Genomic DNA, 24,837 nt, shown 5'->3' with positions numbered 1-24,837 from the left:
GGGTCGCCGGGCGGAGGATCGTGGGGACGCTACGGATCGGCTTACAGGGTGACGTTGACGACGCGGCCGCCGCGCGTGTCAACGCGCCGCATCAGGACCAGGGGCGGCTCGTCGCCCGTCCGCACCGGCACGATCAGGAACCAGCCGCCGTCGGGCAGGTCGCTGAAACGGAACCGGCCGTCGCGGCAGGGCTCGGATCGGACAAAGCCGGTGTAGTCGGCGCTGGCGTCGGGCACGGTGCGGGCCCGCACCACGGCGGCGGGGACGGCGGCCCGGTCGGTGGAGCCGTAGAGGGTGCGGAAACGGGCGCGGGTATAGGGGGTCTCGGGCGTCAGGCCGGCCGAGGCGACGCAGGCGTAGGACTTTCCGTCCTGGGTGTAGGCGACGCGGCCCTCTATGGCGGCCTGGCCGGTGCGCTGGGACCAGGCGAAGTCGGCCGCGTTGAAGGCGGCGGGGCCGCCGGTCGGGGCGCCGGCGGGGAAGGTCGTGGGGGCGCAGGCCGAAAGGGCGGCGGCCGCGACGGCGGCCAGGGCGAGGGGGCGGATCGACATGGGGGCTTCCTTCCGAGAATCCGGCCCCAGGGGAAGGGCCGGGATGCGACGGTCCATCGCACGACCCACAACGCCCTCGCCACGGTCAAGGTTGCACCCTCTGGACCCGGAACCGACAAAGCGCGAAAGAGGCGGCGGAAATGCTCGGGCGCAGCGCCCGGCAGGCAGTACTGGAGCCCGCCTATATGACCGTCACCTTCGCCGATATCGAGGCGGCCCAGGGCCGGATCGCCGGTCAGGTGGACCGCACCCCCGCCCGCTATTCCCGCAAGCTGTCGCAGCTGACGGGGGCCGAGGTCTGGGTCAAGTTCGACAATCTGCACTTCACCGGCAGCTTCAAGGAGCGCGGCGCGCTGAACCGGCTGCTGATGCTGACCCCCGAGGAGCGCAAGCGCGGCGTGGTCGCGGCCAGCGCCGGCAACCACGCCCAGGCCCTGGCCTATCACGGCGGACGGCTGGGGGTGCCGGTCACCATTGTGATGCCGGAGGGCACCCCCTTCGCCAAGATCAACGGCACCCGGTCGCACGGGGCGATCGTGGTGATCGAGGGGCTGGACTTCACCGGCTCGACCGAGGCGGCCAAACGGCTGGAGGCGGAGAAGGGTTATGTCTTCGTCTCGGCCTTCGACGACGAAGGCATAGTGGCGGGCCAGGGTGTCTGCGCCATCGAGTTCCTGGAGGACGCGCCGGATCTGGAGGCCCTGATCATTCCGATCGGCGGCGGCGGCCTGATCGCCGGCTGCGCCATCGCGGCCAAGGCGATGAAGCCGGACATCAAGGTCTTCGGGGTGGAGGCGGCGCGCTATCCCTCCTTCACCGCCAAACGGGCCGGAAAGCCGCCGGTCTGCACCGGCCAGACCATAGCCGAGGGGATCGCCATCAAGGCGGTCGGCGACATCCCCTTCGCCCTGGCCAATCCGCTGATCGACGAGGTCTTCGTCTGCGAGGAGGCGGACTTCGAACGGGCCGTCTCCTATTACGTCACCTATGAGAAGACAGTGTCGGAGGGGGCGGGCGCCGGCGGTCTGGCGGCGCTTCTGGCCTATCCTGATCGGTTCAAGGGGATGAAGGTCGGGCTGGAGCTGTGCGGGGGCAATATCGACCCGCGGATGCTGGCGGTGGTGCTGAACCGCGAGATGGTCCGTGAGCGGAGGTTGATCGTCTATCGCATCCTGGGCGACGACCGGCCGGGCATGTTGTCGGCCATGGCGGCGGTGATCGGCGGCCTGGGCGGAAACATCATTGACGTGGTCCACAACCGTCTGGCCCTGGACGTGCCGGCCAAGGGGGCGGAGTTCGACATCATGGTCGAAACGCGCGATAGCACCCACGCCGACGAGATCGGCGAGGCCTTGAAGGAACGCGGCTATGAACTTCGGATGGGGTAGGGCGGCGCTGCTGGCGGCCGTGTTGCTGGCGGGCTGCGGCCGATCCGAGCCGGTCGATCCGAACGCGGGCAAGGCCGAGGCCGTCGCCTTCCTGGAGAAGAACGCCAAGGAAGAGGGCGTCGTCACCCTGCCCAGCGGGCTTCAGTACAAGGTCGTCCAGTCGGGCCCGGCCGGCGGCGTCAGTCCGGACCGCAACGACCTGGTCAAGGTCGATTACGAGGGCAAGCTGATCGACGACACCGTCTTCGACAGCTCCTTCGCGCGCGGGGCGCCGGCCATCTTCACCCCCGAGGAGGTGGTCAAGGGCTGGACCGAGGCCTTGCAGAAGATGCATGTCGGCGACGAATGGATCCTCTATGTGCCGCCCGCCCTGGGCTATGGCGAACGCGCCAGCCCCAAGATTCCGGCCAATTCGGTCCTGATCTTCCGGCTGAAGCTGCTGGACGTGGCCAAGGCGCCGGGCGGCGGATCGGGCGTCGGGACCGCGATGGGGTGAGGCCCGCACGATCCGTCTTCTCCCCACGTCGTGGGGAGGAGACGAAAAAGTGCACTGCGAATTTTTTGAGTGCACTTTCGTGCAGATTTTTGCGATCGGCTCGCAGCGTTGCGGTGAATGTCAAAGATCAGGACGGCAGTATAACCGTCTCGGCGCGCGCGGTGGGTTGAAGAGCGCTGATTTCGAGCAAGCTTTTGAAATCGCGTCCGTCCATCGCGTGGGTCATGAGGACCAAGCCGTTTCGGACCGCCGCCATTCCTCCAGAACCTGGGGATCGGTTTCGGTCGTCGCCTGGGCCAAGGCCGCGAAGGCGGCGGCCGGCGTCAGCTGCGACAGGGCCCAGACGGCGGCGCCGCGCACCAGGGGCGAGGGGTCAGCCAGCAAGGCTTTCGTCGGGGCGATCAGCGTCGCGTCACCCGAGTTTCCCACGGCGTAGAGCACGTTCCTGAGAAACCGATCCCGGCCGATCCGCTTGACCGGGCTCTTGGCGAAGAGGGCGCGAAAGGCGGGGTCGTCCAGCCCCAGCAGGTCGTCCAGGCGTGGGCTTTCAAGGGCCGGGCGGGGCTGAAGCCGGATCTCGCGGGCCTCTTGCGCGAACTTGTTCCACGGACAGACGGCTAAACAGTCGTCGCAGCCATAGATGCGCGATCCGGTCAGGGTGCGGAACTCGACCGGCCAGGGACCGCCGAATTCGATGGTCAGGTAGGAGAGGCAGCGTCGGGCGTCGAGCTGGAAGGGGGCGGGGAAGGCCTTGGTGGGGCAGGCGTCGAGACAGGCGGTGCAGCGGCCGCAGTGTTCGGTCTCGGCCGCGTCCGGCTCGATCTCGGCGGCGGTCAGGATCGTGCCCAGAAACAACCAGTTGCCGTGGGTGCGGCTGAGCAGATTGGTGTGTTTGCCCTGCCAGCCCAGTCCGGCGCGCTGGGCCAACGGCTTTTCCATCAGGGGCGCCGTGTCGACGAAGACCTTGATGTCGGCGCCGTTGCGGGCGGCGATCTGGCCCGCCAGCTGTTTCAGCCGGCCCTTGATCACCTCATGATAGTCGTCGCCCCGCGCATAGACCGAGATATAGGCGGCCGAGCGGTCGGCCAGCTGGTCCAGCGGGTTGTCGTCGGGGCCGTAGTTCATGCCCAGGACGATGGCGGTCCTGGCCTCGTCCCACATGGCGGTGGGGTGCCGGCGGCGGTCCAGGGTGGTCTGCATCCACGCCATGTCGCCGTGCCGGCCCTGATCGACAAACTCGCGCAGCCGCTCGCCTGCCGGCCAGGCGTCGGCGGCCGAGGCGAAGCGGCAGACGTCGAAGCCGAGCTCGGCCGCGCGCCGGCGGATGAAGGTTTTCAGGCGGTCGGACACGGGGCGGGGGATAGCACGAAATCGGGCGAGGAAGACCTTCCCCCGCTTGCGGGGGAAGTGTCAGCGCGTCGAGCGGAGCGAGACGGCTGACGATGGGGGAAGTCTAGCCTTTGGCGACACTTCCCTCTCCGACCCTGGTCCGCTGCGCGGAGGCCGGGCCACCTCTCCCGCAAGCGGGAGAGGGTCTTGGGGCGGTCATTCGGGCGATGCGGCCTCGCCGTCGAACATGTCCAGAATCTGGGCCTGGATGTCCGTGGGCCAAGGCGTGGTCAGGGCGGCGAGCCTGACGCGGTCGCCGGCGAACAGGGCGCGGCTGGCCTCTTCGAAATCGGGGGCGTCGCCGGCCATTTCGACCATGAAGCCATAGGCGGCCTCGGTGCGGCGGCGCCGCGCGTCGTCGTCCGCGCAGGCCTTGCGGGCCTGGTCCACCAGACGCCGCAGGGCGGCCGAGGCGCCGCCGGGCTGGGCGGCCAGCCAGTCCCAGTGGCGAGGCAACAGCGTGACCTCGCGCGCGGCGACGCCCAGGCGCGGACGGCCGCGCCTGGCGGCCGGAGCGGCTTCTGTCTCGCGGAGGTCCAGGTCGACCGGCCGACCGGTCGCCAGATCGAACACGCGCAGCGCGGCTTGAGGCGCCGCCTCCAGGGCCTTGCGCAAGGCGGCCGCTACAGCGGCGTCCGAGCCTCTGGCGATGCGGCGGGGGCCGTCGAACAGAACCAGATTGCGATTTTCGTCGCCCATGTATTTACCCGGATGAAATTAGTCGTCATATTTATACCCGGATAAATAAGAGAGCGCCATGACCCAGACAGATCGCAAGACCCTGATCGCGGAATATAAGGAGCGGCCGACCATCGCCGGGGTCTATGCTGTGATCTGCAGCGCGACGGGCCAGGTCTGGGTCGGCAAGAGCCGCCACATCGACACCGAACAGAACGGCCTGTGGTTCGCGCTGCGTCACGGCGGCAGCCCCTATCGGTCGCTCCAGGCGGCCTGGAAGGCGCACGCACCCGAGGATTTCCGCTTCGAACAGCTGGACCGTCTGCCGGAGGACGTCTCGGACCTGCGCCGCAAGGATGAGCTGGTCAGTCGAGCGAAGCTGTGGATCGCGCGATTGGGGGCCGAGGCGCTTTAGAAGTCCAGATCGGCATACCACCCCGACGGCGGCACGCCGACGAAGCGGTCGGCCAGCAGGGGGCGGAAGCAGGGGCGGGATTTGACCTTGGAGTACCAGAGCTTCAGCGCGGGCCAGTGGGTCCACTGGACCTCGCCGAAATAGTCGAGGACCGACAGGTGGGCGGCGGCGATCAGGTCAGCCTGGGACAGGCGGCGGCCGGCCAGCCAGTCGCGGGCGGCGACCAGGTCTTCCAGCATGGCGAGGTGGGATTTCAGGGCGTCGCGGCCGTGGCGCAGGGCGCGGGCCTCGGGCGGGCCCAGTTTGAGCAGGGGTTTCTCCATCCGCTCGTGCAGAAGGACGGCGTCGACTTCGTCGGTGAAGCGGCGCTCGAACCAGCCGGTCAGGCGGCGCGCCTCGGCCCGTTCGGCGGGGTCGGCGGGCAGGAGCAGGGGCGCCTTCTGCTGGTCCTCGATCCAGCCCAGGACGGCCGGCAGTTCGCACAGGGTCAGGGGGCGACCGCGGTCGGTCGTCTGGACGACGGGCGGCAGGCCCGAGGGGTTCAGATCATTGACCGGGCAATCCTCTTCCCACGGACGAACCGGCGTATCGGTCCATTCGATCCGCGCCTCGCCCAGGCCCAGGCGCGCCGCGCGCGAGGCGGGCTGGAAGGGGAAGTGGAACAGGACGCAGGAGCCGGACATAGGCCCTAGATGCGCCCGCACCCGTTAATGTCCGTTTACCGCATCGACGGCGGAGCCGTCAGGACCAGGGGCCTTTGGGCGGGGCCGGCGGCGTGTCCGCAGCAGGGGCCTGGGCCTCGGCGGCGGGCGCCGGTTCGGACGGGGCGGCAGCGACGGCGCGCCCGCGCGGGTCGGCGTGGATCAGGATGTCGGCCGTGGGATAGTGGCTGAGCACGCGGCGTTCGGCCTCGACGACGATGGCGTGGGCCGCCTCCAGACGCAGGTCGGGGTCCAGATCGACATGCATCTGGATCATCATGACCGAACCGGCCATGCGGGTGCGAAGCTGGTGGACGCCCTGGATGCGGGGGTCGGCCAGCACGGCCTGGGCGATGGCGGCGCGGTCGCTTTCCGGGACGGCGCGGTCCAGCAGATGGTCGGCGGCGGCCCTCAACATGCCGATCGCGCCCCAGAACAGCCAGACGGCGACCACCAGTCCGGCGGCGGCGTCCAGCCCCGGCGCGCCGAGGAAGGCGCCCGAGATCACCCCGACCAGCACCACCAGATTGGAGGCCAGATCGGCGGCGTAATGGGCGCGGTCGCCCGCGACCGCCAGGGAGCCGCTGGTCTTCAGGGCGCGGGTCTGCATCCAGACCAGCCAGCCCGTGACGGCGATGGAGGCGATGACCACCCCCACGGCCCAGCTTCCGGCGGTGACGGGACGCGGGTCGAAGATGCGCTGCAGCCCCTCCCAGCCGATGAACAGGGCCGAGGCGAAGACCAGACCCGCCTGGACCAGGGCCGCCAGGGCCTCGCCCTTGCCGTGGCCGTAGCGATGATCCTCGTCCGGGGGCGCGGCGGCCCAGCGCACGGCGAAGAAGGTGGCCAGGGAGGCCGCCAGGTCCAGAACCGAATCCGTCAGACTGGCCAGGATGGAGACCGAGCCGGAGGCGCCCAGGGCGAAGGCCTTCAGCGCGATCAGGGTCAAGGCCGCCCCGCCCCCTTCGGAGGATCCGCATCTGGCCACGCGCCGCATCACGCGGCTGTCGGTCGGGCGGGGGCGGGCGTCGGCGTAATCGGCTGGTCTTGTCGCGCAATCGTGGCGGAAAGCCAACCGGGGCGCTCATTTGGACTGGTCCAACTGGATCGGGCGCGTCATTAGGGTTAAGGACACGAAACGGCGCTATGCCGGTCTCCGTTCATACGGGGCATCGGTCGTAGTCGTGGGGGCGGCATGGACGCTGACGAACGCTGGATCGCGAGACATGAGGCCCTGACCCGGCTGGGGGTCAAGGCCCAGACCCTGTACGCCTATGTCAGTCGGGGCCGGATCGCCGCCCGTCCCGACCCCGCCGATCCCCGCAGAAGCCTGTACGCCGCCGCCGACGTGGCCCGCCTGTGCGGCGACGGGGCCGAAGGCGAGACCGAGGTGCGGGCGCCGGTCGTGGGGGCGGCGGCGCGCGGCGAGGCCGACATTCAATCCTCCGTAGGCCTGATCGCCGAAGGCCGGCTGTTCTATCGCGGTCTGGACGCGGTGCAGCTGGCTGAGACGGCGACCGTCGAGGCGGCGGCCCGCCTGCTGTGGGACGTGCGGGACGGGGACCCCTTCGTCGGACTGAAGCCGCGTATCGATCCGATCGTCGGCGGTTCGACCCAGAGGCGGGTTCTGGCCGTACTGGGCCGTCGCGCGATCGAGGACCGCTCCCTGCGCAGCCACGACCCGGCGGGACTGAAACAGGAGGCGGCCTCGCTGCTGAACGAGGTGGTGGACAGCGTCTCCGGCCCCGGCCCGCGCCTGTATCTGCACCAGCGTCTGGCGCGCGGCTTCAAGGCGTTCGAACGCGACAGCCATCTGATCCGCCGCGCCCTGGTGCTGGGGGCCGACTGCGGTCTGGACGAGGCGGTGCTGGCGACGCGGGCGGCGGCCTTCGGCGGCGCGCCCCTGGCCGGGGCGGTCCTGGCCGGGATCACCACCCTGAGCGGGGCCCCTCTGGGCGAGCTGGGCGAGGTCGTGGCCTATGTGGGGGAGGCGCGGCGCGACCCTTCGGGCGCGGCGCGACGCTGGCTGGCCCTGAAGGGCGGGGTGCCGGGCTTCGAGGAGACGGCGGCCTTCGGCCGGGTCGATCCGCGGACGCGACCCCTGCTGGAGGCGACGGGGCTGCCGGCGGACCTCCAGGCCCTGCTCGCCGAGGGCGAGGCGGCGGCGGGCCGGCCGGCCGGCTTCCATCTGGCCCTGGCCCTGATCGCGCGGCGGCTGGATCTGGGGCCGACGGGAGCGGGCGACCTGCTGCTGCTGGGGCGGCTGGTCGGCCTGTTGGCCCATGCTGTGGATCAGGCGACGGACGGCTCGCCTATCCGGGCGCGATTGCGCTATGTGGGGCCCGAGCCGGGCGCGCACTGACCTCCGGCCTGTGACGGGGACTTCATGTCGGACTGGCTTGCGGCGATCATTCTCGGCCTGGTCGAAGGACTGACCGAGTTCATTCCAGTGTCCTCCACCGGGCACATGCTGCTTTTGGGCCATTTCATGGGCTTCGAGAGCGCGGGCAAGACGTTCGAGATCGTCATCCAGCTGGGGGCGCTGCTGGCCATCGTCAGCGTCTATTTCAAACGGCTGTGGACCCTGGCCACGCGCTGGCCTGTTGATCCGGAGGCGCGGCGGTTCCTGATCGGCCTGCTGCTGGCCTTTGCGCCCGCCGTGGCGGGCGGCTTTTTGGCCTATGGCTTCATCAAAGACGTGCTGTTCGAAACGCCCCAGGTGATCTGCGTCGCCCTGATCGTCGGCGGGGTGATCCTGTTGGCCCTGGACCGGATGGACAAGCGGCCCCAGTGGCTGGACGCCAGCCAGTATCCGATGCGGGTCTATTTTCTGATCGGCCTGTTCCAATGCCTGGCCATGATCCCCGGCGTGTCGCGATCCGGCGCCACCATCGCCGGCGGCCTGTTGCTGAAGACCGACAAGCGGTCGGCGGCCGAGTTCAGCTTCTTTCTGGCCCTGCCCACCATGGGGGCGGCGGTGGCCTATGACCTGCTGAAGAACCACAAGACGCTGGATTTCAGCGACGTCGGCCTGATCGTGGTGGGCTTTGTGGTGGCCTTCCTGACCGCCCTGGTGGTGGTGCGCTTCCTGCTGGACTTCGTGTCCAGGCACGGCTTTGGCCCCTTCGCCTGGTGGCGGATCGTGGTCGGAGTGGTCGGTCTGGCCCTGTTGCAGGCGGGGTTCTGAGGCCCCGGCTGGCGATTTTCGCGTTCACCATCTAAGGGGCGGGCATGAGCACGCTTCTTTACGGCCGACCGCCGGTCGTCTTCGATCCGCCCAGCACCGGCGCCGGCGCCGCGATCCAAGTCTCGCCCCTGATCCCCGGCTCGACCGCCCTGGAGGCTGTGAGCGAAGGCTCGGTCGACGAGATCATGATCTACGCCCCGCCCGGCGTGCTGGAGCGGCGCCATGTGCTGGCCCTGGCGCTGAGGGCGCTGAAGGTCGGGGGGCGGCTGGACGTCATGGCCCTGAAGGACAAGGGCGGGTCGCGGCTGAAGAAGGAGCTGACCGGCTTCGGCGTCGAGGTGGGCGAGACGGCCAAGGCGCACCACCGGCGTTGCATCGTGGTCAGACCCGAGACGATGGCCGGGATCGACGAGGCCATAGCCGAGGGGGCGGCGCGGATCGTGCCGGGGCTGGAGGCCTGGTCCCAGCCGGGGATCTTCGCCTGGGACCGGATCGACGCAGGCTCGGCCCTGCTGGCCGAATACCTGCCGGCGCTGAATGGGGCGGGCGCCGATCTGGGCTGCGGCTATGGGGCTCTGGCGACGGTGGTCCTGCGGTCGGCGGGGGTGACGGGCCTGCGGCTGATCGACCTGGATCGCCGCGCAATCGAGGCGGCGCGGAAGAATGTCGAAGACTCGCGGGCGAGCTTTGAATGGGCCGATGTGCGGACGCTGGCTGCGGCGGGCGAACTGAACTTCGTCGTCAGCAATCCGCCCTTCCACGACGGCGGGGCCGAGGATCGACGGCTGGGCCAGGCCTTCATCCGCAAGGCGGCGGAGTTGCTGAAGAAGGGCGGGGTCGCCTGGATCGTGGCCAATCGGCATCTGCCCTATGAGGCCGAGCTGAACGCCGCCTTCGGCCGGGTGCGACTGGTCGCCGACGAGGGCGGGTACAAGCTGTTCGAGGCGGTGAAGTGAGCCTTCTTTCGTCATCCTCCGGCGAGCGCAGCGAGACCGGGGGACCCAGCGGCGCGCGCGAGCGCGAAACTGTCGCGGCGTTCCGTCCCAAATATCTGGACGGCGGAGGCATCGCCTTCGGCGCCGCTGGGTCCCCCGGTCTGCGCCGCAAGCGGCTTGCCGGAGGATGACGAGAGTGGGGAAAACCATCACCTCGCGCGTCGATCGACTGCTCGGCTCGATGGGCTACGGGTCGCGGGCCGAGATGGCGCGGATGGCCAAGGCGGGCGGGATCGTGCTGGACGGCGCGGATCTGACGGACGTGTCGAAGCGGATCGCCGTGACGCCGGACCTGCCCAGCCGGATGGAGATCGACGGCGAACCGCTGGATCCGGTGCAGGGTCTGGTGATCCTGCTGAACAAGCCGCTGGGCATGACCTGTTCCCACAAGGAAGATGGGGCGCTGGTCTATGACATCCTGCCGGACCGGTGGCGGCGCCGCGATCCGGCCATCTCGACCATCGGACGGCTGGACAAACAGACCAGCGGCCTGTTGCTGCTGACCGACGACGGCGACCTGCTGCACCGGGTGATCAGTCCCAAACGCCATGTGGCCAAGGTCTATCGCGCCGGACTGGCGCGGCCGCTGACGGGGACGGAAGGGGCGCTGTTCGCCTCCGGCGAGCTGGTGCTGGAGGGCGAGGACAAGCCGCTGGCGCCTGCCGTGCTGGAGGTCGTGTCCCCGACCGAGGCCCTGCTGACGGTGACGGAGGGACGCTATCACCAGGTGCGCCGCATGTTCGCCGCCGTCGGCAACCATGTGGAGACCCTGCATCGCGAGCGGCTGGGCGGGCTGACGCTGCCGGCCGATCTGGCACCGGGGCAGTGGCGGCTGCTGACGCCAGAGGAGATCGCGCTAATCTTCGACTGATTGGACATTGGACGGTCAGATGGCTATCTTGATGGCCATGTCCAGCTACTCCGTCGCCGAAGCCAAGAACAACCTGCCCAAGCTGCTGGATCGCATGCTGGCGGGCGAGGCCGTGACCATCACACGGCGCGGCGTGCCTGTGGCGCGACTGGAGCCGGCGCAGGAGGTCGAGCCGACGTCAGGGCCGATGGACATGGACTGGCTGAAACGTGTGCGGATCAAGTCTGAAGCCGAGATGGACTCCGTAACCCTCTTGCGCCGGATGCGGAACGAAGAGATTTGACCGTCTATCTGGACACCAGCGTCCTGATGTCCCTGTTTCAGACCGACAAGCACACTGAGCGGGCGTCGGTCTGGATCGCGGGTGTCGATGCCTTCGTCATGAGCAGTTGGGCTCTCACAGAGTTTTCCTCCGCCTTGGCGGTGAAGACTCGTATGCGCAATCTGCGCGACAGGGATCGGCGCGAGTTCGAACTGCAACTGGACCAATGGTTGAGAGGCAGGGTCGTCCTTTCTGTGGTTGACGGTGACATGGTGGAAGCGCGGCGCCTGGTGAAAAACGACGTGAGATTGCGCGCTCCCGATGCGCTTCATCTCGCGCTGGCGGCGAGGCATGGCTGCAGCCTGGCGACTCTTGACGAGGACATGGCCACGGTCGCCACCGACATAGGGCTGACGGTGATCGTCCCATGACGATCAAGATCAAGATCTGCGGCCTGACGACGCCCGACACCCTGGACGCCGCCCTGGACGGCGGGGCGGACTTCGTGGGGGCGGTGGTGTTTCCCAAGAGCCCGCGCCACCTGGCGCCTGCGGCGGCCGCCGACCTGTTCGAGCGGGCGCGGGGGCGGGCGAAGATCGTGGCGGTGACGGTCGATCCGGACGACGCCCTGCTGGGAGAGATCGCGCGGACGCTGAGGCCGGACTTCATCCAGCTGCACGGATCAGAGACCCCGGCGCGGGCGGAAACCGTGCGGGCCCTGACCGGGGCGGGGGTGATCAAGGCCCTGCCGATCCGACACGGGGACGACTTCGCCGCGGCCGACGAATGGGATTATCACGCCGATCATCTGATGTTCGACGCCAAGCCGCCCGAGGGGTCGGTCCTGCCCGGCGGGGTGGGGCATAGTTTCGACTGGACCCTGCTGGCGGATCGGGCCTTCCGTCATCCGTGGTTCCTGGCGGGGGGGCTGAACCCCGAGAATGTGGCCGAGGCGCTGCGGATCGCCGGGGCGCCGATGCTGGACGTCTCCTCTGGCGTCGAAAGCGCGCCGGGTGTTAAGGACGCCGACCGGATCGCGGCCTTCATCCAAAACGCGCGCCGGTCGTAATTACGACGCCTCTCCGCGTGAAAGTCGAAACCGTGAACGCTCAAACGCCCATCCAAGCTCCTGATCCCGCTCAGCCGCTCTCCAACGCCTATGCCTGGCCGGACGCGCAGGGACGGTTCGGGCCTTACGGCGGGCAGTTCGTGGCCGAGACCCTGATGCCGCTGATCCATGAGCTGGATGCGGCCTATAAGGCGGCCAAGGCGGACCCCAGTTTCCAGGCCGAACTGGACGGCTATCTGACCCACTATGTGGGTCGCGAGAGCCCGCTGTATTTCGCCGGGCGGCTGACCGAACATTTCGGCGGGGCCAAGATCTGGCTGAAGCGCGAGGATCTGAATCACACCGGCGCGCACAAGATCAACAACTGTATGGGCCAGATTCTGCTGGCCCGGCGCATGGGCAAGACCCGGATCATCGCCGAGACCGGCGCCGGCCAGCACGGGGTCGCCTCGGCGACCGTCTCGGCGCGGTTCGGCCTGCCCTGCACCGTCTATATGGGGGCGGTCGACGTGGAGCGGCAGCAGCCGAACGTCTTCCGCATGCGTCTGTTGGGGACCGAGGTCTTCCCCGTCACCGCCGGCGCCGCGACCCTGAAGGACGCGATGAACGAGGCGATGCGCGACTGGGTCACAAACGTCTCGGACACCTATTACATCATCGGCACGGCGGCGGGTCCGCACCCCTATCCGGCCATGGTGCGCGACTTCCAGTCGGTGATCGGCAAGGAGATCAAGCGCCAGTCCCAGGCTCAGTTCGGCAAGCTGCCGGACGCCGTCGTGGCCTGTATCGGCGGCGGATCGAACGCCATCGGCGCCTTCCACCCCTTCATCGAAGACGAAGGCGTGCGGCTGATCGGGGTCGAGGCGGCGGGCCACGGGCTGGACACGCCGGACCATGCGGCCTCGCTGAAGGGCGGTCGCTCGGGCGTGCTGCACGGCAATCGTACCTATCTGCTGCAGGACGAGGACGGAAACATCGTCGAGGGCCATTCGATCTCGGCCGGGCTGGACTATCCCGGCATCGGGCCGGAGCACGCCTGGCTGCACGACATCGGCCGGGCCGAATATCGCTCGGCGACGGACAATGAGGCGCTGGAGGCCTTCCAGCTGTGCTCGAAGCTGGAAGGCATCATCCCGGCCCTGGAACCGGCCCACGCCCTGGCGCGGACCGGCGAAGTGGCGCGCGAAGTCGGCAAGGGCGGCGATGTCGTCCTGCTGATGTCGGGCCGGGGCGACAAGGACATCTTCCAGGTCGCCCGTCATCTGGGAGTGGACCTGTGATCCGTACTCTTCTTGCGGCGACCGCCGTCCTGAGCTTGTCCGCCGCCGTTGCGCAGGCCCAGACGCCTACCCAGACGCCGGTCCCCGCTGCGCCGCAAGGCGGCCCGGCCGACGTCGGCCTGTTGTCGGGCGCGCAGCTTTCGCCCGATTGCGGCGGACTGAACAATCTGGCCGGCCGGGCCTGGTGCGTCACCGCGCCCCTGGGTCAGGTCGGCGCCCTGGCCGAGGCCTATATCGCCGATCTGGAGACCAAGGGCTGGCTGGCGGCGGGCGGCGACGAAAACCGCGTCGTCCTGATCAAGCGTCGCGAGGGCGGCGGTTGCGACGGTATGCAGATGGTCGCCTTCTACGACACGACCAAGACCGCCGTCGCCGAACTGCCCGCCTATCTGGGCTTCGCCACCATTCCGGGCGACGTGTGCGGGCAGGCCGCCGCCGCCGAGAAGCCTGCTTCGGACACATCGACCCAATGACCACCGCCCGTATCGACGCCTGTTTCGCCGCACTGAAGGCCGAGGGCCGGGCGGCCTTTATCCCCTATGTGATGGGGGGCGATCCGTCGCGCGAAGAGGCGCTGGCGATCCTGAAGGGGCTGCCCGCCGCCGGGGCCGACATCATCGAACTGGGCTTTCCGTTCAGCGATCCGATGGCCGAGGGGCCGCCGATCCAGCGGGCCGCCATTCGCGGATTGAAGGCGGGTTTCGGCCTGCGCTCGACGATGGATCTGGCGCGCGAGTTCCGTAAGGGCGACGACGTCACGCCCATCGTGCTGATGGGCTATCTGAACCCGATCGAAAGCCTGGGCTATGACGCCTTCGCCGCCTATGCGGCCGAGTGCGGCATCGACGGGCTGATCGTGGTGGACTGTCCGCCGGAAGAGGCCGGGCCGCTGATCGAGGCGCTGGACAAGGTCTCGATCTCGCTGATCCGCCTGGCGACCCCGACCTCGGACGACGAACGGCTGAAGATCGTGGTCCAGGGCACTTCGGGCTTCGTCTATTATGTCGCCGTCGCGGGCGTGACCGGGGTCAAGGAGGCGAAGGCCGACGTCGTGGCGCCGGCGGTGGAGCGGGTGCGCAAGGCCTCGGGCCTGCCGGTCGCGGTCGGCTTCGGGGTCAAGACGCCGGAACGGGCGGCCGAGATCGCCCGCGTCGCCGACGCGGTGGTGGTCGGCTCGGCCCTGGTGGACGAGGTGGCCGCCGCTGTGGAGGCCAATGAGCCAGCCGCGACGCGCGTGCTGGCCCGGGTCAAGGCCCTAGGCGACGCGGTTCGATCGGTCGTGACTAGTGCTTCCGCGACGGAAACCGTCTAAGAGCCCGCCCATGGTCGACAAGAACAAACCCCAGGAAAAGCGCGGCGGCTGGCTGAGCCGTTTCGCGCCCGGCGTCCGCAAGATCGTGTCGCGCCGCGACACCCCCGACAATCTGTGGGTCAAGGACCCCGACACCGGCGAGATGCTGTACCGCTCGGACCTGGAGGCCGCCCTGTGGGTGACGCCGTCGGGCCGCCATATGCGGATCGATGCGCCGACGCGGTTGAAGGCCACCTTCGACGGCGCCGTCTATGATACGATCGAGACGCCGGACGTGCCGGAAGATCCGCTGAAGTTCTCGGACGGCAAGTCCTACAAGGACCGGCTGAACGCCGCGCGCAAGGCGGCGGGCCGCAAGGACACCATGGCCATCGGCTGGGGTTCGGTCGGCGGTCAGAAGGCGGTGGTGATCGTTCAGGACTTCACCTTCATGGGCGGGTCGCTGGGCATGGCGGCGGGCGAGGCCTTCATCAAGGCGGCGCGCGAGGCCGTGGCCCGCAAGGTTCCGCTGGTCTGTTTCACCGCCGCCGGCGGGGCGCGGATGCAGGAAGGCGCCCTGTCGCTGATGCAGATGGCGCGCACCACCCTGGCCATCGAAGAGCTGAAGTCGGCGAAACTGCCCTATGTGGTGGTGCTGACCGACCCGACCACGGGCGGGGTGACCGCCTCCTACGCCATGCTGGGGGACGTGCATCTGGCTGAGCCGGGGGCCTTGATCGGCTTCGCCGGTCCGCGCGTGATCGAGGCCACCATCCGCGAGAAACTGCCGCCGGGCTTCCAGCGCGCCGAATATCTGCAGGAGAAGGGCATGGTCGACCGGGTCGTGACCCGCGCCGATCTGCCCCAAGTCCTGGGCCGGATCCTGTCCGTGCTGATGGGCGGAAACCGCCAGGCGGCCTGACGGCCTTGGACCCCATCTCCGAGCGGCTGCGCGCCCGACATCCGCAGCGGATTGATCTGTCGCTGGACCGGATGCGCGCCCTGTGCGCCGCCCTGGGCGATCCGCAGCATCGGCTGCCGCCGGTGGTCCATGTGGCGGGGACGAACGGCAAGGGATCGACCGTGGCCCTGATCCGGGCCATCGCCGAGGCGGCGGGGCTGAAGGTCCATGCCTATACTTCGCCCCATCTGGTGCGGTTCAACGAGCGGATCCGGCTGGCGGGGCGGTTGATCGAGGACGATCATCTGAACGCCATCCTCGACCGGATCGAGGGCGTGTCCGGGGAGGCGACCGTTTTCGAGAGCACCACCGCCGCCGCCTTCCTGGCCATGGCCGAGACACCGGCCGATCTGGCGGTGATCGAGGTCGGCCTGGGCGGGGTGCTGGACGCCACCAACGTCATCGAGCGGCCGCTGCTGAGCGTGATCACCCCGGTCGACTATGATCATGCCGAGTTTCTGGGCACGGACCTGGCCGGGATCGCCTCGGAAAAGGCCGGGGTGTTGAAGGCGGGGGCGCCGGGTGTGATCGGGCGCCAGCGCGAGGAGGCGTTCAAGGCCATCGAACGCCGGGCCGCCGACGTCCGTGCGCGGCTGACGGTGCTGGGGGTGGATTTCGACGCCTGGGCCGAGCGGGGCGGCATGGCCTTCCAGACGGCGGACCTGTTCATGGACCTGCCGGCGCCCGCCCTGGCGGGCGCGCACCAGATCGACAATGCGGCCGTGGCCATAGCCGCCGCCCTGGAGCTGGATCTGCCGGAAAGCGCGATCATCGAGGGGCTGAAGGCCGTGCGGTGGCCGGCGCGGCTGCAGCGGATCTCGACCGGACCCTATGGGCAGGCGGCCAAGGCGGCGGAGGCGGAGCTGTGGCTGGACGGGGGGCACAATCCCCATGCCGGACGGGCGCTGGCGGCTTTTCTCGCCGAGCGTCAGGCGCGGGCGCCGCGCCCCCTGGCCCTGATCTGCGGCATGCTGGGCAATAAGGACGCCGGTGGTTTCTTTGCGGCCCTGAAGGACAGCCAGGCCACGGTCTTCACCGTCGGCTTCGACGGGGCGGCGGCCGAGCCTGCGGCCCTGGCGGCCGTGGCGCGCGGCCATGGTCTGGCGGCGACCCCGGCGGGCTCGGTCGGCGAGGCCCTGGACCTGGCCTTGCGGTTCGGTGCGGGCCGGGTGGCGATCTGCGGGTCTCTGTATCTGGCGGGCGAGGTGCTGGGCGCCAGCCCGGAGACCTGGCCCGTCTAGCGGGTCATCCAGGGCTTGGACTTGCCGGCGGCGAGGCGGGCGGCCTGTTCGCGCTGGAAGCGTCCGCCCCGCGGCGGCTTGGGCCGAGCCTCCAGCTTGGCGGTCTTCAGGCGCAGGGCCTTCTGAACCGGGGTTTCGCCGGGGATGTCGTCCGGGGTGTCGTCGGGCGGGGTTTCGTCGCTCATGAGCGGCCTTCTAGCAAAAACGCCCGCCGGTCGGAACCGGCGGGCGTTCGATCCTGTCGGACAGGCGGAAGGATCAGGCGTCGGCCTTGACGCCGGCCTCGGCCAGCCATTCGACGATCTTGCCCTTGGGCATGGCGCCGACCTTCATCGAGGTCATCTGACCGTCCTTGAACAGCATCAAGGTGGGGATGCCCTTCACGCCCAGTTTGGACGGGGTCAGGGGGCTGTCGTCGATGTTGATCTTGGCCACGGTGACCTGGCCGCCCAGTTCGTCGGCGATCTGTTCCAAAGCCGGGCCGATCTGTTTGCAGGGGCCGCACCATTCCGCCCAGAAGTCCACCAGGACGGGGGTGGAGGATTTCAGGACGTCGGCGTCGAAGCTTTCGTCCGTGACTTTGACTGTCGCCATGAATGGCTCCCTGGGGCGCGGTCGCCGGGCCCGTAGGGGCGAGCGGCTTGAGCGCATGTTGAGATGGTCCGGTCTGTCCGGGTTCGGAGGCAGATGTGGGAGCGAATCGCGGGCAATTCAACTGTCCGCCAACGCCGCATCCAGCATGGCCTGCGGGATCGGCATCAGCTTGGGTCCGTCGGTCCAGACCAGGGCGGCCTCGACCGGGCGGTCGGGGTAGAGGCGTTTCAGCACGGCGACATAGACGGCGGCCTGAAGCACATAGGCGGGATCGACCCGGTCCAGGGCGTCGGGGGCGGGGCGGTTGGTCTTGTAGTCGATCACGAGCACCCGATCGGGCGTGACCACCAGTCGGTCGATCCGGCCGTTGATCGCCACGTTCGATAGGCCGGCCGGGGGGCCGGCCAGGGCGCCGGTCAGGGCCACCTCGGCGCGGGAGCCGGGGCCGAAGACGGGGGCGAAGCGGGCGTCGTCCAGCACGGAGAAGGCGGCGGCGATCATCTCGGCGCGCTGGGCCTCGTCCAGATCGGTCTCGCGCGCCAGAAGGCGGCGGGCGGCGTCGGGGCGGTCGGCGGGCGCGATCTCGGGCAGGCGCTCCAGCAGCCGGTGGATCAGGTCGCCGCGGCGGAACCGGCCCAAAGACGCGCCGCCGCCGCGCTGCGGGCGAGCGGCGAGGGGGGGGATGCGGACCTGGCCTTCCATCCGCGACGGCGAGGCGAAGCGGGCGGCGGCGTCGGGCGGGGGCGGCACTGCGGCCCAGGCGGGCAGGGCGTCGGCGGAGGCGGTCGCGGCGGCCTGGGTCGGGCGATGTTCGGGATCGACGCCGAAGCGGCGGACGCCGTTCTCCACCTCGCGCACCTGATCCCCCAGCCGGTCGAAGGTCTCCTCGATCACCGACCACCAGCTGCCGGCCTCGGCGCCCCGGCTGGAGGCGCGGCCCATGACGATGACGCGGTCCCGCGCGCGGGTCAGGGCCACATAGAGCAGGCGCAGGGTCTCGTCGTCGGTGCGGGCCTGGCGCGCGGCCCGGGCGTCGGCCGAGGCGGGGCAGTCGTCACGGGCCGAGCCGGGCGCCATCAGCCAGGCCTCGCCTTCGCCCTCGGGCGTGACGGCGGGCATCAGGGACGGCCCCTGCGCCTTCGCCTTCATGGTGGTGTCGGGCAGGATGACGATCGGCGCCTCCAGCCCCTTGGCGCCGTGGACGGTCATGACGCGGACCTCGCCGCGCGCCCCCTCCAGTTCGCGCTTCACCTCGACGTCGGCGGCCTCGAGCTGGGCGAGGCAGGATTCAAGGTCGATCGCGCCGCGGTTCTCGGCCGCCAGGACCTGGTTCAAGGTTTCGCCTATGGCTTCTTCAGCCTCGCGGCCCAGCCGGGCCAGGATGCGGGCGCGGCCGGAGAGCCCCAAGTCGTCCACCCGGTTCAGGGCCTGGGAGAAGAAGGCGAACGGGTCGCCGCCGCGCGCGGCTATGGCGGCCTGGAGCGCATCCCGCGCGCGCGTCCATTCGGGGCGTTCGTGCGCCCGGTCGCGCAGGTCGCGCCACAGCTGGCCGCCTTTCCGGTTCTCGCGCCCGGCCAGCGCATAGAGGCCGTCCTCGTCCACGTCGCACAGGGGGCTGCGCAGCACCTCGGCCAGCGACAGGTCGTCGTCGGGGAAGAGGGCGAAGCGGGCCAGAGAGATCAGGTCGTCGAAGACGATATGGCTGGACAGTTTCAGCCGGTCGGCGCCGGCGACGGGGACTCCCTCGGTCTTCAGCGCGCGGATGATCTCTTCGAAGGTGGCGTCGCGGCGGCGGACCAGGACGATGTAGTCGCCGTAGCCGGCGGGGCGCAGATCCCGCGTTCGGCTGTCGAAGACGGCCAGGCCGCTTTCGACCTGGCGGCGGATCTCGCGGGCCAGGTCGCGGGCCAGGCGCTTCCTGGCGCTGCCGGCGCTTTCCTGATCGACCGGATCGTCCCAGGCGTCGGTCTCGGGCGCGGGTTCGTCCAGGAACAGGGGCCACAGGTCGACGGCCCCGTGCTGGCCGATGCGGGCGGGGATATGGCGGGCGATGTCGCCCTGGGGGCCGGTCAGGGCGCGGGTGCGGTCGGGATCGGCGAAGACGGCGTCGACAAAGGCCAGCACCTCTTCGGTCGAACGGTAGGAGGTGTTCAGCTCCGGCCCGGCGAAGGGCTCGCCGGCGCCCTCGGCCAGGGCCAGGAAGTCGGCCCGCTCCTGGCGCAGCCGTTCCGGCCGGGCGCCCTGGAAGGAGTAGATCGACTGTTTCTCGTCGCCGACGGCGAAGACGGTGCGGCCCGACGTCTGGCCTGAGTAGAACTCTCCGGTCAGGGCGCGGACGATGGCCCACTGGTCGGGGGCGGTGTCCTGGGCCTCGTCGATCAGGACGTGATCGACCCCGCCGTCCAGCTTGTACAGCACCCAGGCGGCGGCCCCGCTGCGGGTCAGAAGGGCGGCGGCGCGGGCGACCAGGTCGGGGAAGTCCAGCGCCCCGCGCTGGGCCTTGGCGGCCTCGTAGAAGGCGGCGTGGGCGCGGGCCAGGGTCAGGACCTTGATCGTGTCGTCGGCGACCTTGGCCTTACGCAGGGCCTCGCGGGCGGCGAGGTATTTGGTCTGGAGGTCCAACAGCCGGCCGACGGCGCCCTGGGGCGCCGACTTGGTGCCCATGCTTTTTCGCGGCTCGCCCGCCTGGGTGCAGAAGACGCCCGCCAGGGCGGCGAAGCCGGCGTGGGGCGGGGCGGCCACGCTCATGGCGTCGGCGATCTTCTTGTCATTGGTCGAGCCGGTCGCCATGGCCTCGGCCATGCGGTTCCATTCGGCGGGGTCGATCCAGGCGACGAAATCCCGCTCCAGGTCTTCCGGGCTGCGGCCCGCTTCGGCCCCGGTGAGGGCGTGAGGGTCGGGCGCGATCCCCGCCTCGGCGCGGTCGATATAGTCCAGCAGGTCGGCGCGCCTGGCCTCGATCATGGACAGCAGGGCCTGAAACCGCTGCCAGTCCAGCTCGACGGCGAAATGGCTGTAGGCTTGGCCGATGGGACCGTCCGGGTCGGCGACGGCGGCGCGGGCCAGGTCTTCGCGCGCAGCATGGCTGAGGGCGGCGGCGGCCTGGTCTTCCAGCACGGTGAAACGGGGCGAGACACCGGCCTCCAGCGGGAAACGACGCAGCAGCTTCTCGCAGAAGGCGTGAAGGGTCTGGATCTTAAGCCCGCCGGGCGTCTCCAGCGCCCGGGCGAACAGTTTGCGGGCGCGGGACAGGGCGGCGTGATCGAGGGTCTGCGGATCGCCGTCGTCCAGCCGGGCCAGTTCACGCGACAGGGCGGCGTCGTCCAGCACGGCCCAGCCGCCCAGCTGGTCGAACAGCCGGGCCTGCATCTCGGCGGCGGCGGCCTTGGTGTAGGTGACGCACAGGATGGCGCCGGGATCGACCTGATCCAGCAACAGCCGCGCCACCCGGTTGACCAGGGTGGTGGTCTTGCCCGAGCCGGCGTTGGCGGTGACGAAGACGGTCAGGCGCGGATCGGCGGCGACGATCTGGGGGGACACGCTCATTCTTCGTCCCCGTCGCCGATCACCGACCATTCCCAGACGCGGGCCAGATGGTCGTAGTTGCCGCCCTGGGCGCCCATGAACTGGGGCGCGGCCCAGGAGACATAGGGGGTGTTCGGGTCGTCGAAGCGAGCGACGCGGCGCTTCAGTCCCTCCAGCGCCGCCTGGGCCATGTCGGCGGCCTCGGCGCCCGAGGCGCGGGTGATGACCTCGCCCGCCGTCTTGCGCCCGACCACGCGGACATAGGTCAGTTCGTCGGGCGTGACCGGGCCCTTGGCGCCCTCGAACCCGCCGTCGGCCAGGATGGCGGCGGTCAGGGTCAGCTGGGGGGCGAAGCCGGACTTGACCTGTTTGGCGGACGGCGCCGCCCCGGTCTTGAAGTCCATCACCGCCGCCCCGTCGGACGACAGTTCGATCCGGTCCGCGAAGGCCTTGACGGTGAAGGGGCCGGCGGGGGCGTCGAAGGTCAGGGCGCCCTGTTGCTCGACCAGGATTTCGATCCCGCGTGCACGGCGGCGGCGCTCGAAATCGGTCAGCCAGCGAGCGCAGTTGCGGGCGAGCGGCGCCTCGCGCGCCATGGCCGCATCCTCGAAACCGCGCGCGCCCAGTTCGCGCAACAGGTGGTCGTGAAGGACGGCCTCGCAGTCGTCGGGCAGGTCATGGGGCCAGTCCAGCGTCAGTCGTTCGACAGCGGCGTGGACGGCGTCGCCACGGGCGAGCGCTTCGGCGGACGCGCCGGGACGCTCCATCGCCTCCAGCCCCAGCACCCACAGGGCGTAGATGGCGTAGGGGTCGCGCACCCAGCGTTCGATGCGGGTGACATAGAGGCTGCGCGGGCGGCGATGCACCGGCGGGCGCGGCTCGGGCCGTTTGGCGAAGCGCGGCGGGCCGGGCGGCGGCGCGTCGAGCGCGCGGGCCCAGTCCAGGACGGTGCTGGGGCGGGGCAGGTCGACTCCCGCCCCCCGCGTCAGCATCTCCAGCCGCCACAGCCAGCGGGAGCGGACGGCAGGCTGGCCGCCGCGTCGTTCACTGTGGACCAGAATCACCTCCTCGGCGCAGGCGGCCTGGACGAAGTCCTGTGCCGTCTGGCCCAGGCGGCGTTCGGGCGGGGGCAGGCCCAGGGCCTTGCGCATCGGGCGCGACAGGAAGGGATCGGTAGGCGCGGCCTGGGGCCAGACGCCTTCCTCCAAGCCCGCCAGGATCATCCGGTCGGCGCGCACAAGCCGCGCCTCTATGGCCCCCAGGATCCGCAGAGACGGATGGGTGGCGCCCCCGGTGCGGACCACGGTCTCGCGCACCAGGGAGGAGGTCAGCTCGGCCAGGTCGGCCCGGTCGATACGGCCCAGGGCGGCGCCCCCCTCGATCAGGCCGGACAGAAGGGCGGCGGCGGCCTCGCCGTCGGGGCCGGCCCAGGCGTCCTGGCCGGCCAGGGTCTCGATCAGGCGCGTCAGGGCGGAGGCGGCGACGTTCAGGTCTGCGTCGGGGGTGAAGACGGCGGTAGCGGTCTCGACGGCGGTTTGCAAACGCTCGACCAGGCGGGTGGCGGCCGACAGGCGTTCCCGTTTCCACTCGGGCGGAGCCTTGCCGCGCCGGTCGGGCTGAACGGCTTCCAGCAGACGGCGGCGCACGGCGGCGAAGTCGCGGGGGCGCGGGCCGCGCAGGGCGTGTTCCTCAAGCGCGGCGACGGCGGCGGCTTGAGGCGCGTCGCCCAGGTCGAACCGGACCAGCGGATGTTTGATGACGGCCAGCAGCAGATGGGGCTGGACCGGATCGGCGATCCAGCGGGCGCACAGATCGACCAGGGCGCCGGCGGGCAAGCGCGACAGGGGGCTGCCTGCCGAGGAATCCGGGATGACGCCCCAGCGCTCCAGTCTTGCGGCGACGCGGCGGCCCAGGGCCTGGTCCGGCGTCACAAGCGCGCAAGTCTTGCCCGGCGTCTCCAGCGTCTCGCGCATCATCAGGGCGATGGCCGTTGCGGCCTCCTCCTCGGCGCGGGCGGTCAGCAGGGACAGGCCTTGCAGACCTTCGGCTATGGGGTCGCGGGCCTCGCCGCGCGCGGCGGCGGTCGAGCGGAGGTCGCGGATGGCGCGGCGCCAGTCGTCGGTGGCCTCGGCGGGCCGCAGGGCCTCGTTGACCAGGCGCTGGCGGGCCTGGCCGCGGGCGAGGGCGGCGGGCGGCCGGGGCGGGGCGAACCAGGGGCGGACGTCGGTGCGGGCGACCTCGACCCGGTCCAGCAGTCGCTTCATGGCGCTTTGCGGATGCTGTTCGTCCAGCCGTTCCCAGACCGCCGGATCCAGATCGAGATCGAGACCGGGCAGGACGACGCAGCCCAGGGGCGCTCTGGCCACGGCGCCCAGGACGTCGGCGGCGGCGGGGACGGTGCCGGTCGAACCGGCGGCGATGACGGCCTGGGTCGGGGGCGTGTGGTCCCACAGTTCGGCGAGGCGGCGCAGAAGCGTGGCGCGGCGCCAGGCTGGATCGACCAGGCCCAGTTCGGCGAGGCGTTTGGGCCAGGCCTCGACCGCCAGGCCCAGGAATTCGGCCGAGCGTTCCCAGTGTTCGGCCATCTCGCCGTCGACCAGGGTCGCGATCCGTTCGGGGTTCGGAACCTCTTCCAGCTGGCAGGAATCGAGGAAGCCGCCGAGCGCATCCGCCAGATCCAGGGCCCGCATCGGCGTCAGGCTGTCGTCGAACTGCTCGACGATCATCCGCGCCATCTCGAACCGGCGGGTCAGGGCGGGGACCGTCTCCTTTACACCCCTTACCCGGGCGGGGGACCACGCCGTGGTGAAGTCGCTGGCGGCCGTCTCACCTTAAAAAAAAACCAACCCTCGTGCCCGTNTGCTGATTCATCACTGCGTTGTCCTTCTCTGGCGCGAGTCTCCTGGATCGACCGAAACCTCTACAAGATTGTAGATGCAGACAAGAGTGAGGGAGTCTAGTTCAGCGAACAAGGACTGGATCGCCGCCTTACGGCGGGTGGGGGGGGGGGAGGGGGGGGGGGGGGGGGGGGGAGGGGGGGGGGGGGGGGGGGGCGGGGGGGGGGGGGGGGGGGCGCGGGCGGCGCGCCGGTTGGGCAGAAGGAGGGTGGCGTCCGACAGGGTCTCGGGCGGCAGATCGCCCAGCCAGGCCAGGACGCCGGCGGCCAGGTCTTCAAGGAAGGGCCGGTGGGCGGGGACGGCGTACCAGCGGGGGCAGGACGCCGTGAAGGGATCGAACGCGCTCACTCCAATCCCGCCAATTTCACCTCGGCCTGATCCCGCGCCTGGGGATCGCCGACGTGCATCCAGTCGCCGTCCAGAACGCAGCCGTAGAGACGGCCCTCGGCGGCGGACTTGCGCCACAGGGGGCTGAGGGAAAAGGCGCCGTCGGGCCCGTGGTCAGCATAGCCGGGGCGGGTGATGTGGACGCCCATATAGGCGAAGGGGGCGGAGGGGGCGTCGCTGCGGAAGGTCAGTCTCCCGTCGTCGGCCAGGAAGAAATCGCCGTCGCCCTCGAAGCCGATGGAGCCCTCGCGGCGGGCCAGCAGCAGGGCGGCGTCCATCGTGTCCGGGTTCCACAGGCGGATCAGATCGGTCAGGGCGTCGCCTCTGTCGATCCAGACACTGTCGATATTGGCGACGAATACGGGATTGTCGCCCAGCAGGGGGCGGGCCTTCTTCAGCCCGCCGCCGGTCTCCAGCAGTTCGGCCCGTTCGTCGGAGAGGAGGATGCGGGGGCCGCGTCCGCGCGCGGCCAGATGGGCTTCCAGCCGGTCGGCGAACCAGTGCACATTGACGACCACCGTCTCCACCCCGGCGTCGGCCAGACGGTCCAACACATGGTCGATCAGGGCGCGGCCCGCCACCTCGACCAGGGCCTTGGGCCGGTCGTCGGTCAGGGGACGCATCCGGGTGCCCAGGCCGGCGGCCAGGACCATCGCAGT

At 70.2% G+C, this 24,837-nt stretch carries 24 protein-coding genes and 1 pseudogene; 15 read left to right on the top strand and 10 right to left on the bottom strand.

What is annotated here, in order from left to right; translation table 11 throughout:
- Positions 1–41: 41 nt before the first annotated feature.
- A complete protein-coding gene (locus JMT67_RS09175) occupies positions 42–551 on the bottom strand; it encodes a hypothetical protein (RefSeq protein WP_201463296.1) in 510 nt (169 codons plus the stop codon).
- A gap of 185 nt (positions 552–736) precedes the next feature.
- Between JMT67_RS09175 and JMT67_RS09170 the strand changes: the two genes are divergently transcribed.
- Both JMT67_RS09170 and JMT67_RS09165 read left to right on the top strand, forming a co-directional pair.
- Entirely contained in the window at positions 737–1,939 is a 1,203-nt protein-coding gene (locus tag JMT67_RS09170; RefSeq protein ID WP_201464023.1) for a threonine ammonia-lyase, read from the top strand.
- On the top strand, positions 1,920–2,435 hold the full coding sequence (locus JMT67_RS09165; protein ID WP_201463295.1) for an FKBP-type peptidyl-prolyl cis-trans isomerase: 516 nt from the start codon (positions 1,920–1,922) through the stop codon (positions 2,433–2,435). The genes JMT67_RS09170 and JMT67_RS09165 overlap by 20 nt, the downstream gene beginning before the upstream one ends.
- A gap of 222 nt (positions 2,436–2,657) precedes the next feature.
- Here JMT67_RS09165 and queG read toward each other — a convergent pair whose 3' ends face one another.
- A complete protein-coding gene (queG, locus tag JMT67_RS09160; RefSeq protein ID WP_201463294.1) occupies positions 2,658–3,785 on the bottom strand; it encodes a tRNA epoxyqueuosine(34) reductase QueG in 1,128 nt (375 codons plus the stop codon).
- 195 nt (positions 3,786–3,980) lie between these two features.
- Positions 3,981–4,523: a DUF2239 family protein gene (locus JMT67_RS09155; protein WP_201463293.1), complete on the bottom strand. Its 543-nt coding sequence runs from the start codon at positions 4,521–4,523 to the stop codon at positions 3,981–3,983.
- A 58-nt stretch (positions 4,524–4,581) separates the two neighbouring features.
- Here JMT67_RS09155 and JMT67_RS09150 point away from each other — a divergent pair, with 58 nt between their 5' ends.
- Positions 4,582–4,917, top strand: coding sequence for a GIY-YIG nuclease family protein (locus tag JMT67_RS09150; protein WP_182715162.1), 336 nt, complete (start codon positions 4,582–4,584; stop codon positions 4,915–4,917).
- Here the strand turns inward: JMT67_RS09150 and fzlA are convergent.
- The gene (gene fzlA / locus JMT67_RS09145; protein WP_054764146.1) at positions 4,914–5,600 is read right to left on the bottom strand and encodes an FtsZ-binding protein FzlA; all 687 of its coding nucleotides are present in this window, start codon (positions 5,598–5,600) and stop codon (positions 4,914–4,916) included. The two genes, JMT67_RS09150 and fzlA, sit on opposite strands and share 4 nt — an antisense overlap.
- Before the next feature lie 58 nt (positions 5,601–5,658).
- On the bottom strand, positions 5,659–6,567 hold the full coding sequence (locus JMT67_RS09140; RefSeq protein WP_233455846.1) for a cation diffusion facilitator family transporter: 909 nt from the start codon (positions 6,565–6,567) through the stop codon (positions 5,659–5,661).
- A gap of 246 nt (positions 6,568–6,813) precedes the next feature.
- Between JMT67_RS09140 and JMT67_RS09135 the strand changes: the two genes are divergently transcribed.
- From JMT67_RS09135 to JMT67_RS09080, 12 genes are all read left to right on the top strand, one after another.
- Positions 6,814–7,980 (top strand): citrate/2-methylcitrate synthase, encoded by a 1,167-nt coding sequence (locus JMT67_RS09135; RefSeq protein WP_054764144.1) that lies wholly within the window; start codon positions 6,814–6,816, stop codon positions 7,978–7,980.
- 24 nt (positions 7,981–8,004) lie between these two features.
- Positions 8,005–8,805, top strand: coding sequence for an undecaprenyl-diphosphate phosphatase (locus JMT67_RS09130; RefSeq protein ID WP_201463292.1), 801 nt, complete (start codon positions 8,005–8,007; stop codon positions 8,803–8,805).
- 44 nt (positions 8,806–8,849) lie between these two features.
- Entirely contained in the window at positions 8,850–9,761 is a 912-nt protein-coding gene (locus JMT67_RS09125; protein WP_201463291.1) for a class I SAM-dependent methyltransferase, read from the top strand.
- 175 nt (positions 9,762–9,936) lie between these two features.
- A complete protein-coding gene (locus JMT67_RS09120; RefSeq protein ID WP_201463290.1) occupies positions 9,937–10,671 on the top strand; it encodes a pseudouridine synthase in 735 nt (244 codons plus the stop codon).
- A 19-nt stretch (positions 10,672–10,690) separates the two neighbouring features.
- On the top strand, positions 10,691–10,954 hold the full coding sequence (locus JMT67_RS09115; protein WP_182714770.1) for a type II toxin-antitoxin system Phd/YefM family antitoxin: 264 nt from the start codon (positions 10,691–10,693) through the stop codon (positions 10,952–10,954).
- Positions 10,951–11,364 carry a type II toxin-antitoxin system VapC family toxin gene (locus tag JMT67_RS09110; RefSeq protein ID WP_152949107.1) on the top strand — a complete coding sequence of 138 codons (414 nt, stop codon included), beginning with the start codon at positions 10,951–10,953 and terminating at the stop codon, positions 11,362–11,364. The genes JMT67_RS09115 and JMT67_RS09110 overlap by 4 nt, the downstream gene beginning before the upstream one ends.
- Entirely contained in the window at positions 11,361–12,002 is a 642-nt protein-coding gene (locus JMT67_RS09105) for a phosphoribosylanthranilate isomerase (protein ID WP_201463289.1), read from the top strand. Before JMT67_RS09110 ends, JMT67_RS09105 begins: the two co-directional genes overlap by 4 nt.
- A gap of 50 nt (positions 12,003–12,052) precedes the next feature.
- Positions 12,053–13,282 (top strand): tryptophan synthase subunit beta, encoded by a 1,230-nt coding sequence (trpB, locus tag JMT67_RS09100; protein ID WP_201464021.1) that lies wholly within the window; start codon positions 12,053–12,055, stop codon positions 13,280–13,282.
- Positions 13,279–13,755: a hypothetical protein gene (locus JMT67_RS09095; RefSeq protein WP_201463288.1), complete on the top strand. Its 477-nt coding sequence runs from the start codon at positions 13,279–13,281 to the stop codon at positions 13,753–13,755. Before trpB ends, JMT67_RS09095 begins: the two co-directional genes overlap by 4 nt.
- Complete coding sequence (trpA, locus tag JMT67_RS09090) at positions 13,752–14,594, top strand: tryptophan synthase subunit alpha (protein ID WP_201463287.1); 843 nt, start codon at positions 13,752–13,754, stop codon at positions 14,592–14,594. Before JMT67_RS09095 ends, trpA begins: the two co-directional genes overlap by 4 nt.
- 10 nt (positions 14,595–14,604) lie before the next feature.
- Positions 14,605–15,495 (top strand): acetyl-CoA carboxylase carboxyltransferase subunit beta, encoded by an 891-nt coding sequence (locus JMT67_RS09085; protein WP_201463286.1) that lies wholly within the window; start codon positions 14,605–14,607, stop codon positions 15,493–15,495.
- Positions 15,496–15,500: 5 nt separating this feature from the next.
- Complete coding sequence (locus JMT67_RS09080; protein WP_201463285.1) at positions 15,501–16,775, top strand: bifunctional folylpolyglutamate synthase/dihydrofolate synthase; 1,275 nt, start codon at positions 15,501–15,503, stop codon at positions 16,773–16,775.
- Here the strand turns inward: JMT67_RS09080 and JMT67_RS09075 are convergent.
- The 5 genes and pseudogenes from JMT67_RS09075 to murU all read right to left on the bottom strand — a co-directional run bounded on the left by JMT67_RS09075 (position 16,772) and on the right by murU (position 24,831).
- Positions 16,772–16,960 (bottom strand): hypothetical protein, encoded by a 189-nt coding sequence (locus JMT67_RS09075; RefSeq protein WP_201463284.1) that lies wholly within the window; start codon positions 16,958–16,960, stop codon positions 16,772–16,774. The genes JMT67_RS09080 and JMT67_RS09075 overlap by 4 nt on opposite strands.
- Before the next feature lie 73 nt (positions 16,961–17,033).
- On the bottom strand, positions 17,034–17,369 hold the full coding sequence (trxA, locus tag JMT67_RS09070) for a thioredoxin (RefSeq protein ID WP_054764133.1): 336 nt from the start codon (positions 17,367–17,369) through the stop codon (positions 17,034–17,036).
- A gap of 117 nt (positions 17,370–17,486) precedes the next feature.
- Positions 17,487–20,915, bottom strand: a complete 3,429-nt coding sequence (gene addA, locus JMT67_RS09065; RefSeq protein ID WP_201463283.1) for a double-strand break repair helicase AddA — start codon at positions 20,913–20,915, stop codon at positions 17,487–17,489.
- Positions 20,912–24,139, bottom strand: a pseudogene (gene addB / locus JMT67_RS09060) (double-strand break repair protein AddB). The gene addA and the pseudogene addB overlap by 4 nt, the downstream one beginning before the upstream one ends.
- Positions 24,136–24,831: an N-acetylmuramate alpha-1-phosphate uridylyltransferase MurU gene (gene murU / locus JMT67_RS09055; protein ID WP_201464020.1), complete on the bottom strand. Its 696-nt coding sequence runs from the start codon at positions 24,829–24,831 to the stop codon at positions 24,136–24,138. The pseudogene addB and the gene murU overlap by 4 nt, the downstream one beginning before the upstream one ends.
- Positions 24,832–24,837 lie beyond the last annotated feature (6 nt).

It is taken from the genome of Brevundimonas aurantiaca (assembly GCF_904830995.1).
Classification (GTDB): domain Bacteria; phylum Pseudomonadota; class Alphaproteobacteria; order Caulobacterales; family Caulobacteraceae; genus Brevundimonas; species Brevundimonas aurantiaca.
Note: the sequence above shows the minus strand (reverse complement) of the source record. Positions and strands in the feature narration are given on the sequence as shown.

Bases quoted from the DNA above. Each gene is read 5' to 3' on its own strand.
- JMT67_RS09175 (WP_201463296.1), bottom strand. From the start codon at position 551: ATGTCGATCCGCCCCCTCGCCCTGGCCGCCGTCGCGGCCGCCGCCCTT.
- JMT67_RS09170 (WP_201464023.1), top strand. From the start codon at position 737: ATGACCGTCACCTTCGCCGATATCGAGGCGGCCCAGGGCCGGATCGCC.
- JMT67_RS09165 (WP_201463295.1), top strand. From the start codon at position 1,920: ATGAACTTCGGATGGGGTAGGGCGGCGCTGCTGGCGGCCGTGTTGCTG.
- JMT67_RS09155 (WP_201463293.1), bottom strand. From the start codon at position 4,523: ATGGGCGACGAAAATCGCAATCTGGTTCTGTTCGACGGCCCCCGCCGC.
- JMT67_RS09150 (WP_182715162.1), top strand. From the start codon at position 4,582: ATGACCCAGACAGATCGCAAGACCCTGATCGCGGAATATAAGGAGCGG.
- fzlA (WP_054764146.1), bottom strand. From the start codon at position 5,600: ATGTCCGGCTCCTGCGTCCTGTTCCACTTCCCCTTCCAGCCCGCCTCG.
- JMT67_RS09135 (WP_054764144.1), top strand. From the start codon at position 6,814: ATGGACGCTGACGAACGCTGGATCGCGAGACATGAGGCCCTGACCCGG.
- JMT67_RS09130 (WP_201463292.1), top strand. From the start codon at position 8,005: ATGTCGGACTGGCTTGCGGCGATCATTCTCGGCCTGGTCGAAGGACTG.
- JMT67_RS09125 (WP_201463291.1), top strand. From the start codon at position 8,850: ATGAGCACGCTTCTTTACGGCCGACCGCCGGTCGTCTTCGATCCGCCC.
- JMT67_RS09115 (WP_182714770.1), top strand. From the start codon at position 10,691: ATGGCTATCTTGATGGCCATGTCCAGCTACTCCGTCGCCGAAGCCAAG.
- JMT67_RS09105 (WP_201463289.1), top strand. From the start codon at position 11,361: ATGACGATCAAGATCAAGATCTGCGGCCTGACGACGCCCGACACCCTG.
- trpA (WP_201463287.1), top strand. From the start codon at position 13,752: ATGACCACCGCCCGTATCGACGCCTGTTTCGCCGCACTGAAGGCCGAG.
- JMT67_RS09085 (WP_201463286.1), top strand. From the start codon at position 14,605: ATGGTCGACAAGAACAAACCCCAGGAAAAGCGCGGCGGCTGGCTGAGC.
- JMT67_RS09075 (WP_201463284.1), bottom strand. From the start codon at position 16,960: ATGAGCGACGAAACCCCGCCCGACGACACCCCGGACGACATCCCCGGC.
- trxA (WP_054764133.1), bottom strand. From the start codon at position 17,369: ATGGCGACAGTCAAAGTCACGGACGAAAGCTTCGACGCCGACGTCCTG.
- addA (WP_201463283.1), bottom strand. From the start codon at position 20,915: ATGAGCGTGTCCCCCCAGATCGTCGCCGCCGATCCGCGCCTGACCGTC.
- murU (WP_201464020.1), bottom strand. From the start codon at position 24,831: ATGGTCCTGGCCGCCGGCCTGGGCACCCGGATGCGTCCCCTGACCGAC.